Genomic DNA, 11159 nt, shown 5'->3' on the forward strand with positions numbered 1-11159 from the left:
ATCCTCAACGCCATCATCAGGGACAACAAACCATGGCAAGACGCTTGACGCAGAAGACAGTCGCTCTCCCCTCGGGGAGAGGGTAGGGTGAGGGGGCTCTGGGTGCGGTCTATCAATTGCCGGTTTGTCGCGATCGATGAGGGAAAAGAGCGAAGGTGGTTTAATCCTGCATCCACCCCTTGGGCATCCCACACATCCTCCCTATCTCTCCAGTCACACCCATTGGAGATCCCGATGTCAGGCAAGCCCATCAAGATTCCCGGACCCGATCATCCGATCAGCGTCGAGCGCAATCCGGCGCGCGTTGTCGTCAAGCTCGGCGGCAAGGTGATTGCCGATACGCATGATGCGTTGACGTTGCGGGAGGCGTCCTATCCGCCGGTACAGTATATTCCGCGCAAGGACGTCGACATGTCGCTGCTGTCGCGCACCGATCATTCCACCCATTGCCCCTATAAGGGCGATGCGTCCTATTACAGCATCGTGCCGGGTGGAGAGCGGTCGAAGAATGCGATCTGGACCTATGAGACGCCCAATCCCGCGGTTTCCGGGATCAAGGATCACATGGCCTTCTATTCCGACCGCGTCGATTCCATCGAGGAATTGCAGGCGCCTGAAGCAGGCCAGTTCTGACAGGAAGAACGCGCGGCCCGAGAGGACCGCGCGCCTGACTTAATCGTTGGTGCGAACCAGACAGCGCACCAGGCCTTCCAGCGAGACGCGGCCGGCTGGCATGCCGTTTTCACCGGTGACGGTCGCCTGGGTGACGTTGTTTTCCGTCATCACGCGCATGCCTTCCTCGACATTGTGGCTGCCGGGAATGCGGACAGAAGGTTCGCCTGCGGGATTGCTCAGCGGCTCCATCAGCGCGTCGATGCGGATGACGCGGCCGCGGTTCACTTCCTTGACGAAGGCCTCGATATAGTCGTTCGCCGGGTTGAGGACGATATCGGCCGCCGTGCCCTGCTGGATCACCTCGCCGTCGCGCAGGATGGCGATCTTGTCGCCGAGGCGCAGCGCCTCGTCGAGGTCGTGAGTGATGAAGACGACGGTCTTCTTCAGTTCTTTCTGCAGGTCGAGAAGCACGGTCTGCATGTCGACGCGGATCAGCGGATCGAGCGCCGAATAGGCTTCGTCCATGAGCAGGATGTCCGCATCGTTGGTGAGCGCGCGGGCGAGGCCGACGCGCTGCTGCATGCCGCCCGAAAGCTGGTTCGGGTAATGGTTGGAGAAGCCCTCCAGGCCGACCCGCTTGATCCAGATATCGGCGCGCGCCTCGCGCTCGGATTTCGGCACGCCCTGGATTTCCAGGCCGTAGACGGTGTTCTGCAGCACGGTGCGATGCGGCAGCAGGCCGAACTTCTGGAAGACCATCGCCGTCTTGTGGCGGCGGAATTCGCGCAGCTCTTCCTCGTTCATCTTGCAGACGTCGGTGCCGCCATAGAGCACTTCGCCCGATGTCGGGTCGATCAGCCGGTTGATATGGCGGATCAGCGTCGACTTGCCGGAGCCGGAGAGGCCCATGATGACGGTGATGCTGCCGCCGGGGATGCTGATGTTGATGTCCTTGAGGCCGAGGACGTGGCCGTGCTCCTTGTTGAGTTCGGTCTTCGACATGCCCTTGGTGACGGCTTCCACGAAGTCGCGGCCGCGGGGGCCGAAGATCTTGTAGAGGCTGCGGATTTCAATCGATTGACTAGCCATGCACGATTTCCCGGTGCTTCTGCAGGCGCAGACCGTAAGCCTGGCTGATGCGGTCGAAGATGATGGCGATGCCGACGATGGCGAGACCGTTGAAGACGCCGAGGGTGAAATACTGGTTGGCGATCGCCTTCAGCACCGGCTGTCCCAAGCCCTGGACGCCGATCATCGAGGCAATGACGACCATGGCGAGCGCCATCATGATCGTCTGGTTGATGCCGGCCATGATGGTCGGCAGCGCCAAGGGGAGCTGGACGTTGCGCAGCTTCTGCCAGCTGGAGGAGCCGAAGGCGTCGGCAGCTTCCAGCACGTCCTTGTCGACCATGCGGATGCCGAGATTGGTGAGGCGGATCATCGGCGGCAGGGCGTAGATGACGACGGCGATGACGCCGGGCACGCGGCCGATGCCGAGCAGCATGACGACCGGGATCAGGTAGACGAAGCTCGGCATGGTCTGCATGACGTCGAGCACCGGATTGACGATACCCTGCATGCGGTTCGAGCGCGACATGCCGATGCCGATCGGAATGCCGATGACGATCGAGAGCACCGTACAGACGAAGATCATCGACACGGTCTTCATCGTATCCTGCCACATGTCGAACCAGCCGATCAGGAGCAGGGTGACGACGCAGCCGATGACGATCTTCCAGCTGCGGCTGGCGAGCCAGGCAATGCCGGCGACGGCCAGTATGACCACCGGCCACGGCGCGCCGGTCAGCAGCCGTTCGGCCCAGATCAGGAAGCTCTGCAGCGGGCTGAAGAGGGTTTCGATGCTGTCGCCATAGGCGCGGGTGAAGCCGCGAAAGCCTTCATCCACGACCCTTTTCAGGTCGCGCAGCATGTCGTCGTTCATCGTCGGAAATTTCCAAAGCCAATCCATGTCGGTCCCCATGGCAAAAGCAGCGGCGGCCCATTCTTGTTATGGCCGTCGCTTGAAAACATCGGGCGGGCGGCGCCTTGCTGTCAAGACGCCGCCCGCTTGCGAGATTTGAGGGATCAGAGGGAAGCCTTGATCTTTTCGGCTACGTCAGGGGAGACCCACTTCGTCCAGAGATCTTCGTTCTCCTTGAGGAAGTGCTTCGCACCGTCTTCACCGGTTGCCTGGTTGTCGCTCATCCAGGCGATCAGCTTGTTGACCGTGTCGTTGGTCCAGGCACGCTTGTTGAGGTAGTCCATGGCGGGGCCGGCGCGATCGGCAAAGGTCTTGCTGACGAGGGTCTGGACGTCGTCGGCCGGCCATGCGTTCGGCTTCGGATCGGCGCAGTCGGCGACCGAGGTGCAGCGCTTCCATTCGGCGGCGTCATAATCGACGCCGAAGCCGAGCTTCACCATCTCGTACTTGCCGAGAAGCGAGGTCGGAGCCCAGTAGTAGCCGACCCACGGCTGCTTGCCTTCATAGGCCTTCGCGATCGAGCCATCGAGACCTGCGGCAGAGCCGGTGTCGACGAGCGTGAAGTTGGCCTTGTCGCCGCCGTTCGCCTTGAAGAGCTGCGTGGTGACAACGGTGCCGCCCCAGCCCTGCGGGCCGTTGAAGACAGCGCCCTTGCTCTTGTCCTCAGGAGCCGGGAAGAGTTCGGGATGCTTGAAGAGGTCAGGGATGGTCTTGATATCAGGATGGGCGTCGGCGATGTACTTGGGGATCCACCAGCCCTGGATGGCGCCATCGGAGAGGATCTTGGCAGCGGCGACGACCTTGCCGCCTTCGAGGCCACGCTTGACGAGCTCGGGCTGCAGGCTGACCCAGGCTTCCGGCGCGATGTCCGGCTCGCCCTTTTCAGCCATGGAGGTCAGGGTCGGGACGGTGTCGCCGGTGACGATTTCGGCGGTGCAGCCGTAACCGGATTCGAGAATGACCTTGTCGAGATTTGCAGCAACTTCGGCAGACTGCCAGTTCATGCTTGCAATGGTGACGTTGCCGCATTCAGCAGCGGAAGCCGCGCCGCCCATAGCCATGAGGCCGGCAGCGAGGACGGTTGAAGCCAAAAGTGCTTTCATTTTTTTGTTCCCTCTGGTCGCGGTGTGACGTGAACCCGGGCGCTGGCAGCACCGCGTCCGCCAGCAGGTCTATTGAGCCTGCATAGGGCGTCCAAGCGCCATTCCGATTGCGTCAGAATATGGCGCATTGACGCATTCTTTCAACGATTGCTTAAATGCCTTGTCGCGATCGGAACAATCGTCCCGTATGCCCCGAAACGGTGGTGCACTTTCGCCGCAGTTGACATCCCGTTCATAGAGGCAGAACAGGGGCTTATAAAATTCCTATCAATGGCCCGTGGGTTCCGCCGGCCGGAAGTATCCAATGGACACAGTTCACGCTCCTCGGGATAGCGTTCTCAAGCATCCCGGCTATCTCAATTTCGCCGCCTCCCGGGTCTTCTCGTCGCTTTCCTTCCAGTGTGCCGCAGTCGCCATGGGCTGGATGATCTACGACAAGACGCATAGCGCCTTTGCGTTGGCGCTCGTCGGCTTCTGCCAGTTCCTGCCGATGGTCATCCTGACCTTCGTGGTCGGCCATGTCGCCGACCGTTTCGACCGCCGGCGCATCGGTCTGATCTGCCAGCTGATCGAGGCCGCGACGGCCGCGGTGCTCGCCGTCGCCGTCTGGCAGGACTGGCTGACACCCGCCGGTATCCTCGTTGCGGTGACGATCATGGGCGCCACCGTCGCCTTCGAGCGGCCGACGATGGCAGCACTCCTGCCGAACATCGTGCCGTCCTCGATGCTGCAGCGGGCCGTGGCGACCTCGACCTCGATGATGCAGACGGCGCTGATCATCGGTCCGTCGCTGGGCGGTCTGCTCTATGGCGCCCATCCGGTTGCACCCTTTGCCGTCGCTGCGGTGATGTTCACGGCCGCCAGCATCAACGTCATCTCGATCCGCATGACCTGGACGCCGTCGAAGCGCGAGCCGGTGACGCTGAGCTCGGTCTTTGCGGGTGTCTCCTTCATCAAGAGCCGGCCGGTGATGCTCGGCACGATCTCGCTCGATCTCTTCGCCGTCCTGCTCGGCGGCGCCACCGCGCTGTTGCCGATGTTTGCCCGCGATATCCTGCATGCCGGTCCGTGGGGCCTCGGCCTGCTGCGCGCCGCACCGGCGATCGGGGCGCTCGCGATGTCGATCGTGCTGGCGCGCCGTCCGCTGACCAGCAACGTCGGCATGAAGATGTTCGGCGCCGTTGCGGTCTTCGGTCTCGCGACGATTGTCTTTGCGGTCTCCACCAACATCGCGCTCTCGGTCGCCGCACTGCTTGTCGTCGGCGCCTCCGATACGGTCAGCGTCGTGGTGCGCAGCTCGCTCGTCCAGCTCCTGACGCCGGATGAGATGCGCGGGCGCGTCAATGCTGTGAACTCGCTGTTCATCGGCACGTCCAACCAGCTCGGCGAATTCGAATCCGGCATGCTGGCGGGCTTCATGGGGCCGGTCGCGGCCGGGATCATCGGCGGCGTCGGCACCATTGCCGTCGTGCTCCTGTGGACGCGTCTGTTCCCCGATCTCGCCAAGGTGAAGACGCTGCAGGGATAGCCGTTCCGCGTTTTTCTTTTTCCGGCCTGTCGGTTTGACGGGGCGTCATTCGTCCTATGTCCATCGACAGACGAAAAGGAGGAAGAGACATGGCTTATGTGGATGGCTTCATCGTGCCCGTGCCGAAGGACAAGCTTGAGGCCTACAAGGAATTCTCCGCCTATGCCGGAGCGATCTGGAAGGAATTCGGCGCCCTCGAATATGTCGAGTGCGTCGGCGACGACGTACCCTATGGCGAGGTGACGTCCTTTCCGCGGGCGGTGCATCTCAAGGAAGACGAGATCGCCGTGTTTTCCTGGATACTCTATCCGTCCCGCGAGGTGCGCGACGAGATCAACAAGAAGGTGATGGCCGATCCCAGGCTCGAAGGCGACAAGTGGCAGATGCCATTCGACGGCAAGCGGATGATCTATGGCGGCTTCAAGGAGCTGCTGCGCCTCTAGACGCCATTGACATCGGGCATGCGGCGCGACAGGTGACCCGGAGCTGATAACCGGAGCCTGCCGCATGCCAGTCACCTCGATCACGGTCGCGACCCGCGGCCAGGGCCTCTACGAATTCACCGATGAGGCGGCCGCCTTCGTGCGGGCGCAGGACGCGGAGGAGGGGCTGCTGACGGTCTTCGTGCGGCACACATCCTGTTCGCTGCTGATCCAGGAAAATGCCGATCCGGATGTGCGCACCGACCTCAAAGCGTTCTTCGCGCGCCTCGTGCCGCCATCGTCCGATCCGTCGATGCGCTGGATCGTTCACACGATGGAAGGGCCTGACGATATGCCCGCGCATATCAAGTCGGCGCTGACGCAGGTGTCGATCGGGATCCCCGTTCTCAACGGCAGGTTGGCGCTCGGGACATGGCAGGGGATCTATCTTTTCGAGCATCGCGACCGGCCCCATCATCGCGAAATCGTGTTTCATTTCAGTGGCTGAACTGAATCTGAATGCGCAATTCGAACACCATTCAGAATTAGCTCTCTATTGTCGAATCATCCCCGCAAGGGAGTTCGACTGCACATTGAAACGAGGAAAACCCCACATGACCAACTTTATTGCCAAGGCTTCCTTCGCGGCATTGCTTGCCATCGCCTCCATTCCGTTCGGCACGACTGCTGCGTCGGCAGCAAGCCCTGACCGCGGCGCTATCGTCGATGTCCAGTATCGCCCGCCGATGCGCGGTTGCTCGCCGATGGAAGCCGTGCGCAAGGCACGTTGGACCGGTCTGCGCGATGTTCGCGTGACCGCCGTGACGCCTCGCCGCGTCGTGGTATCCGGCCGTGACCGCCGCGGCTGGGACAGAATGACCTTTGCGAACGTTCGCGGTTGCCCGCTGATCCGCCGCTAACAGTAGCAGCCGCCGGTCTCCCCGGATGCGGCGGCACAGAACCGCCCTTTGCCAAGGTCTCCCCGGATTGCGGCAAGGGCGGTTTTTTTTATGCCCTGAAACGAAAAAAGCCTCGCACGGGCGAGGCTGAGTTCTAGGCCGCCTCGGGGAAAAGAAGAGGCGACGGGGAGTTATCTAGTACCCCGCGGTACGGTTGCAAAGGACACTTTTGTCTATTCCGGTACGCTTTTGCTTCATTCATTCTGATGCTGGTATCAAGAATGCTGATAGCTCCCGGAAGCCGGGCTTTACGCTCGAATGAACAGGGCTCCGACGAGCCCGAAAACCGCGATCGATTGCAGGATGAACATCGGCAGCTGGTCAGACATGGTTCCCTCCCGTGGGGCGATGCGGAGATGTTCTGTTTGTCGGGAGACCCGGGCTCCGCTTCTGCCGGGCCTCCGTCATGCCGTCAGCGGCAGCGCTTGACCGTCTTGGTGACGGTGCGCTCGCCATTGTCATGCGTGACGCTCTTGGTCACGCAACGATCGCGTTCGCGGTAGGCGCCGATGGCGACGCCGCGGTCGCTGATCCTGATGCTCGGGCGGACTTCGCCGCGGTCTTCCGTATAAACGCGCTTCTTGACCGTGACCGTATCGGCCATGGCCGGAACGCTGAAGGTGAATGCTGCCACCGCAGCCATCGTAGCACAAATCATCTTTCGCATTATCGAATACCTCCGTCTTAGCGATGAAGAGGGAACGGCGGGTGCTCCTGTCGGTTCCGGGCGGCGGATAACCTTCGGGAACAGGCTGTTACGGAAATTTAGGGCTGCAGGAGGGAACCCGGATTGATCGCTGCAGGCGAAAGACGGCGCGAAACGCTTGTCCGCGGCGGTGCGTTGGTGATAGCGTAATATTTCTTGGAATATAACGCTTCGGGTTCGATATGCCGCCTCTGGCCGATTACAGCCGACCAAAGACAATCTCGTCCAGCGAGCTGTCGCTGCTTGCCGGGGGCAGGCCGCAGGCGCCAAGTGCCGTGAAGGCGCAGCGACGCAAGACCTGGGAGATCTCGCCGACCTTCCATTGCTCGATCATCGGAACCTGCCTGACGGCAGCCGAATTGCGCCAGCTGATCGTCAAGCTCGGCGATGCCGACGCGAAGACGGCCAGCGATCACGCCCTGCATGGCCGCGGCGTGCGTGCCGCCGGTCAGCGCGATATTGCCGGCAAGCTGTTGAACAAGGCGCTGGACCGGCGCCATGAGACGGTGCTCAAGCGCTTCGCGCGGCTGACGACGGCGGCGGAGCTCCGGGCGATGTGGGATGCCTGCCTCGACGAGGGCGAGATCTCCGGCGCCTATTGGGCCGTCATCAGCCATCCCGCCACCGATCATGCGCTGCTGCAGGACGTGTTCGGCGAGGTGCATATGCTCTCGCATCTGGTCGGCAGTTCGAGCCGTCTTGATTTGGCGCGGCTGCGCGCCCTGCAGAATGAAGTGGCCGTCAAGGACGAGAAGATCGCCCGGCAGGAAGAGCGGCTGCGGTCTTCCGCCGAGGAACGGAGCGTGCTTCGGCGCAGGATCGATGCGCTGGAGGATATCGTCGTCAGGGTCAATGCGGTGAAGGCGAGTCAGGCTCCGGAAGCGGCTGGTGCCGTCGAGGCCGCGGTACTGGAAAAGCTGGAGGCTGCGCGCGAGCGGACCGAGGCGCTGGAGCGGCGTCTGGCGGAGGCGGAGGCGCAGCTGCGCGCGGCGGCAAAGCGCGAGGCTGCCGCTGCCGAGGATAATGCCGCGCTGCTGCGCGAGAACCATGGCCTTGAGCAGGCATTCTCCGGCGTTACAGAACACGGCGCCACGCAGTCCATGTCGCTGGCTGGGACGGTCGTGCTTTATGTCGGTGGGCGCAAAAGCCTGTTCGACCGGCTGCGGAGCTTTGCGGCGCGGGCAGGGGTGGACCTGCTGTTTCATGATGGGGGCATGGAGGAGGCGACGTCGCTGTTGCCCGGGCTCGTTGCCCAGAGTGCGGTGACGGTGTTTCCCGTCGATTGCGTCAGCCATTCGGCAGCGGGCATCGTCAAGCGTCATTGCCGGGATGCGGGCAAACCGTTCCTGCCGTTGCGCTCGGCCAGCCTTGCGAGCTTCATTGCGGCGCTCGGCGACATATCGGATGTGATCGCCGAGAGCTACGAGGCCGATGCGCCGCGCCGGAGCGCATCGGCATGAGCAATCTCGGACTGAGCCTGCCGCGAAGCATTTCGCTTCGGGAGCAGGTGACGGATACGCTGCGTCACTCCATCCTGTTTGGCACGCTGAAGCCCGGCCAGAAGCTGATCGAGCGGCAGATCTGCGAGGAGATGGGCATCAGCCGCACCGTTCTGCGCGAGGCGTTGCAGCATCTCGATGCCGAAGGGCTGCTGATCAACGGGCGGCGGGGCCGCTCGGTCGTTGCCATCGGTATGCAGGAGGCGCGCGAGATCGACGACACGCGCCAGGCGTTGGAGCGGCTGATTGCCGAGAGCTTTACCCGCAATGCCGGGAAGGCGGAGATCGCCGAGTTGCGCGTGCTGCTTTCCGCCATGGAAACGGCGGATGACGAGCGCGAGGCGCTGATCAAGGAGACGGAATTCTTCGCCCGGCTGGCCGATGGCTGCGGCAACAAGGTGGCTGCCGGGTTCTTCCGGCAGCTTAGCGGCCGCGTGGTGATGCTGCGCGGTGTTGCGGAACGGGACGGTGCGGACCGGAGGCAGCGGACGGCCGGAATCCGGGCGATCGTCGAGGCGATCGATGCCGGTGATGCGGAAAAAGCCGGCACTCTTTGCGCATCGCGTGCGGCGGCGGGTGCCACTTATCGGTAAAGTGGAACCTTTTGACGCAGTTCGCGTTATTCCTCGACAGGAGGACACCCATGACAAACGACTTCAACAGACCAAACCCGACTTCGCCTCCGGGCGAACGCCGTTCGTCGATGACGATGTGGATCGGCATTGCCGCGGCGATTGTGATCATTGCACTGGCTGCGACCTACTGGCCGCGGTCGGGTCCGGCACCGGCGACAGCGCCTGCCGGGGAGACGTCGACAACGACGACGCCTGCTGCACCGGCGACCCCGCCGGCCACCTCGACCGCGCCGGCAACGCCGCCTGCGGCAGAGCCTGCAGCCCCGGCAACGCCGCCGGCCGCCGCACCGGCGCCCGCAGCGCCTGCTCCGGCAGCCCCCGCACCGGCAACGCCGCAATAACCCCGCAAGGCAACGCCTTACTGACAATGAAAAGCCCGGTCTCAACGCCGGGCTTTTTCTTTCTCCACGCTCAGGCGGTGGTTCGCCATTTCTGCCAGAAGGGCAGGATATGATCCGCCGTCAGCGGCGCCATTGGCAGGTCGCCCGGTGCGGCCGGTGACACCCAGGCGATTTCCTCGATCTCGCTGCCAGCCGAAATTTTCGGATCGTCTATGGTGATCAGGAAGAGATCGGCATGGACGCGATGATGCGGTTCGTTTGCTGCGATCGCCTGGAATTCGCCGATCGGCTGCAAGGCATCCTGCTCGACCCTCAGGCCAATCTCCTCGTACAGTTCCCTGATCAGGGCCGCCTCCGGCATCTCGCCGGGCTCGATCTTGCCGCCGGGCTGCATGAAGACCTCGGTGCCGTTCTTGCGCACCAGGAGCACGTCGCCATTGCGGCGTGCGATCAAGGCGGCGGCGATCTTGATGACTTTCATCGCTTGCTGTCTCCCGGCTCTATCGTCTCGTCCTCTCCGGGATAACCACTCGCGGCGGCTGACGCAATGAGGTCAGGCGTTTTGACAAGGGCTGGCCGCCGCGGCTAAGGTCGCCGCAAATCACGGAGGAAAACCCATGAAAATCAGCGCGCGCAACCGTCTCAAGGGCAAGGTCGTCGAAGTCACCAAGGGTGCGACGACGGCGCATGTGCGGATCGATATCGGCAATGGCGCCATCGTGACCGCCTCGATCACCAACGAGGCCGTCGACGAGCTCGCCCTGAAGGCCGGCGGCGACGCCTATGCCGTCGTCAAGGCATCCGACGTCATGGTCGCCGTCGACTGACCGGCGTCAGGCTTTCTGGCAATAATGCGCACTGCCGCTGTCGCCGGTTTCGAAGTCGCCTTTCTGCGGCGGCGCGATCGGTTTGAACAGCGTGCGGTCCGGCTTGAGGTCGAGGAGCGGCGTGCCGTCGAGGCAATCGAGGCCGCGCACCAGAAGGGTGCCGTCTTCGACGCTCTCCAGCTTGACGATGGAGGTGCCAATCGGGTTCGGCCGCACCGGTGAGCGCAGCGAGAATGTGCCGTGCACCTTGCCGTTGCTCGCCGGGCTCTGCAGCACCAGATCGCGGCGGGACCGATCGAGCCAGTAAAGCACTTCCAGCCGCTCGAATGCCTCGACGCCCTTCAGCGCCGGGATCCATGGCTCGAAGATTTCGATCCGGCAGACGGGGCCGTCATGGCGGCCCTGCCGCGGCGTTTCCATGCGCGAGGTCCAGGGCGTGCGGATGCTGCCGATGAAGACCAGACCGGCATCGCGCGCCTCCGGCGGATCGATCGCTACTTCGTTTTCCCGGAGTTCGTTTTCGCGGACCATCGTCTTTCCTTT

15 protein-coding genes are annotated in these 11159 nt (G+C 63.0%); 9 read left to right on the plus strand and 6 right to left on the minus strand.

Features of this window, described 5'->3' with window-relative positions; genetic code table 11:
* The first annotated feature begins 234 nt into the window (after window positions 1-234).
* A complete protein-coding gene (locus ACQZ5H_RS31540) occupies window positions 235-633 on the plus strand; it encodes a DUF427 domain-containing protein (protein WP_449100082.1) in 399 nt (132 codons plus the stop codon).
* Window positions 634-672: 39 nt separating this feature from the next.
* On the opposite strand, the gene ACQZ5H_RS31545 is transcribed toward ACQZ5H_RS31540, so the two are convergent.
* The 3 genes from ACQZ5H_RS31545 to ACQZ5H_RS31555 form a co-directional block, all read right to left on the minus strand.
* A complete protein-coding gene (locus ACQZ5H_RS31545) occupies window positions 673-1704 on the minus strand; it encodes a quaternary amine ABC transporter ATP-binding protein (RefSeq protein WP_203428492.1) in 1032 nt (343 codons plus the stop codon).
* Window positions 1697-2584 carry an ABC transporter permease gene (locus ACQZ5H_RS31550; RefSeq protein ID WP_130277894.1) on the minus strand — a complete coding sequence of 296 codons (888 nt, stop codon included), beginning with the start codon at window positions 2582-2584 and terminating at the stop codon, window positions 1697-1699. The genes ACQZ5H_RS31545 and ACQZ5H_RS31550 overlap by 8 nt, the downstream gene beginning before the upstream one ends.
* Window positions 2585-2700: 116 nt before the next feature.
* The gene (locus ACQZ5H_RS31555) at window positions 2701-3699 is read right to left on the minus strand and encodes an ABC transporter substrate-binding protein (protein ID WP_112715639.1); all 999 of its coding nucleotides are present in this window, start codon (window positions 3697-3699) and stop codon (window positions 2701-2703) included.
* Window positions 3700-4003: 304 nt separating this feature from the next.
* On the opposite strand from ACQZ5H_RS31555, the gene ACQZ5H_RS31560 reads away from it, so the two are divergent.
* The 4 genes from ACQZ5H_RS31560 (at window position 4004) to ACQZ5H_RS31575 (ending at window position 6569) form a co-directional block, all read left to right on the plus strand.
* Entirely contained in the window at window positions 4004-5227 is a 1224-nt protein-coding gene (locus ACQZ5H_RS31560) for an MFS transporter (RefSeq protein ID WP_449100083.1), read from the plus strand.
* Between the two features lie 89 nt (window positions 5228-5316).
* Window positions 5317-5670, plus strand: coding sequence for a DUF1428 domain-containing protein (locus ACQZ5H_RS31565; protein ID WP_112386905.1), 354 nt, complete (start codon window positions 5317-5319; stop codon window positions 5668-5670).
* A gap of 64 nt (window positions 5671-5734) precedes the next feature.
* Entirely contained in the window at window positions 5735-6157 is a 423-nt protein-coding gene (locus ACQZ5H_RS31570; protein ID WP_413709860.1) for a secondary thiamine-phosphate synthase enzyme YjbQ, read from the plus strand.
* Window positions 6158-6263: 106 nt separating this feature from the next.
* On the plus strand, window positions 6264-6569 hold the full coding sequence (locus ACQZ5H_RS31575; RefSeq protein WP_112715633.1) for a hypothetical protein: 306 nt from the start codon (window positions 6264-6266) through the stop codon (window positions 6567-6569).
* Between the two features lie 451 nt (window positions 6570-7020).
* Here the strand turns inward: ACQZ5H_RS31575 and ACQZ5H_RS31580 are convergent, their stop codons facing one another.
* Complete coding sequence (locus tag ACQZ5H_RS31580; protein WP_130277896.1) at window positions 7021-7275, minus strand: hypothetical protein; 255 nt, start codon at window positions 7273-7275, stop codon at window positions 7021-7023.
* Between the two features lie 221 nt (window positions 7276-7496).
* Here ACQZ5H_RS31580 and ACQZ5H_RS31585 point away from each other — a divergent pair, with 221 nt between their 5' ends.
* The 3 genes from ACQZ5H_RS31585 to ACQZ5H_RS31595 are packed head-to-tail and all read left to right on the plus strand — an operon-like array spanning window position 7497 to window position 9789.
* On the plus strand, window positions 7497-8774 hold the full coding sequence (locus ACQZ5H_RS31585) for a DUF2325 domain-containing protein (protein WP_449100084.1): 1278 nt from the start codon (window positions 7497-7499) through the stop codon (window positions 8772-8774).
* Complete coding sequence (locus tag ACQZ5H_RS31590; protein ID WP_449100085.1) at window positions 8771-9406, plus strand: GntR family transcriptional regulator; 636 nt, start codon at window positions 8771-8773, stop codon at window positions 9404-9406. The genes ACQZ5H_RS31585 and ACQZ5H_RS31590 overlap by 4 nt, the downstream gene beginning before the upstream one ends.
* Before the next feature lie 50 nt (window positions 9407-9456).
* Window positions 9457-9789 carry a hypothetical protein gene (locus ACQZ5H_RS31595; protein WP_162708661.1) on the plus strand — a complete coding sequence of 111 codons (333 nt, stop codon included), beginning with the start codon at window positions 9457-9459 and terminating at the stop codon, window positions 9787-9789.
* A gap of 70 nt (window positions 9790-9859) precedes the next feature.
* Here the strand turns inward: ACQZ5H_RS31595 and ACQZ5H_RS31600 are convergent, their stop codons facing one another.
* A complete protein-coding gene (locus ACQZ5H_RS31600) occupies window positions 9860-10270 on the minus strand; it encodes an NUDIX hydrolase (protein ID WP_449100086.1) in 411 nt (136 codons plus the stop codon).
* A 136-nt stretch (window positions 10271-10406) separates the two neighbouring features.
* Here ACQZ5H_RS31600 and ACQZ5H_RS31605 point away from each other — a divergent pair, with 136 nt between their 5' ends.
* The gene (locus tag ACQZ5H_RS31605; protein WP_449100087.1) at window positions 10407-10616 is read left to right on the plus strand and encodes a TOBE domain-containing protein; all 210 of its coding nucleotides are present in this window, start codon (window positions 10407-10409) and stop codon (window positions 10614-10616) included.
* A gap of 6 nt (window positions 10617-10622) precedes the next feature.
* On the opposite strand, the gene tsaA is transcribed toward ACQZ5H_RS31605, so the two are convergent.
* A complete protein-coding gene (tsaA, locus tag ACQZ5H_RS31610; protein ID WP_449100088.1) occupies window positions 10623-11147 on the minus strand; it encodes a tRNA (N6-threonylcarbamoyladenosine(37)-N6)-methyltransferase TrmO in 525 nt (174 codons plus the stop codon).
* Between the last annotated feature and the right edge of the window lie 12 nt (window positions 11148-11159).

This window comes from Rhizobium sp. 21-4511-3d (genome assembly GCF_053522545.1).

What these genes read in the sequence shown, in the direction of transcription:
- ACQZ5H_RS31540 (WP_449100082.1), top strand. Translation starts at nt 235, where the DNA reads ATGTCAGGCAAGCCCATCAAGATTCCCGGACCCGATCATCCGATCAGC.
- ACQZ5H_RS31545 (WP_203428492.1), bottom strand. Translation starts at nt 1,704, where the DNA reads ATGGCTAGTCAATCGATTGAAATCCGCAGCCTCTACAAGATCTTCGGC.
- ACQZ5H_RS31550 (WP_130277894.1), bottom strand. Translation starts at nt 2,584, where the DNA reads ATGGATTGGCTTTGGAAATTTCCGACGATGAACGACGACATGCTGCGC.
- ACQZ5H_RS31555 (WP_112715639.1), bottom strand. Translation starts at nt 3,699, where the DNA reads ATGAAAGCACTTTTGGCTTCAACCGTCCTCGCTGCCGGCCTCATGGCT.
- ACQZ5H_RS31560 (WP_449100083.1), top strand. Translation starts at nt 4,004, where the DNA reads ATGGACACAGTTCACGCTCCTCGGGATAGCGTTCTCAAGCATCCCGGC.
- ACQZ5H_RS31565 (WP_112386905.1), top strand. Translation starts at nt 5,317, where the DNA reads ATGGCTTATGTGGATGGCTTCATCGTGCCCGTGCCGAAGGACAAGCTT.
- ACQZ5H_RS31570 (WP_413709860.1), top strand. Translation starts at nt 5,735, where the DNA reads ATGCCAGTCACCTCGATCACGGTCGCGACCCGCGGCCAGGGCCTCTAC.
- ACQZ5H_RS31575 (WP_112715633.1), top strand. Translation starts at nt 6,264, where the DNA reads ATGACCAACTTTATTGCCAAGGCTTCCTTCGCGGCATTGCTTGCCATC.
- ACQZ5H_RS31580 (WP_130277896.1), bottom strand. Translation starts at nt 7,275, where the DNA reads ATGCGAAAGATGATTTGTGCTACGATGGCTGCGGTGGCAGCATTCACC.
- ACQZ5H_RS31585 (WP_449100084.1), top strand. Translation starts at nt 7,497, where the DNA reads ATGCCGCCTCTGGCCGATTACAGCCGACCAAAGACAATCTCGTCCAGC.
- ACQZ5H_RS31590 (WP_449100085.1), top strand. Translation starts at nt 8,771, where the DNA reads ATGAGCAATCTCGGACTGAGCCTGCCGCGAAGCATTTCGCTTCGGGAG.
- ACQZ5H_RS31595 (WP_162708661.1), top strand. Translation starts at nt 9,457, where the DNA reads ATGACAAACGACTTCAACAGACCAAACCCGACTTCGCCTCCGGGCGAA.
- ACQZ5H_RS31600 (WP_449100086.1), bottom strand. Translation starts at nt 10,270, where the DNA reads ATGAAAGTCATCAAGATCGCCGCCGCCTTGATCGCACGCCGCAATGGC.
- ACQZ5H_RS31605 (WP_449100087.1), top strand. Translation starts at nt 10,407, where the DNA reads ATGAAAATCAGCGCGCGCAACCGTCTCAAGGGCAAGGTCGTCGAAGTC.
- tsaA (WP_449100088.1), bottom strand. Translation starts at nt 11,147, where the DNA reads ATGGTCCGCGAAAACGAACTCCGGGAAAACGAAGTAGCGATCGATCCG.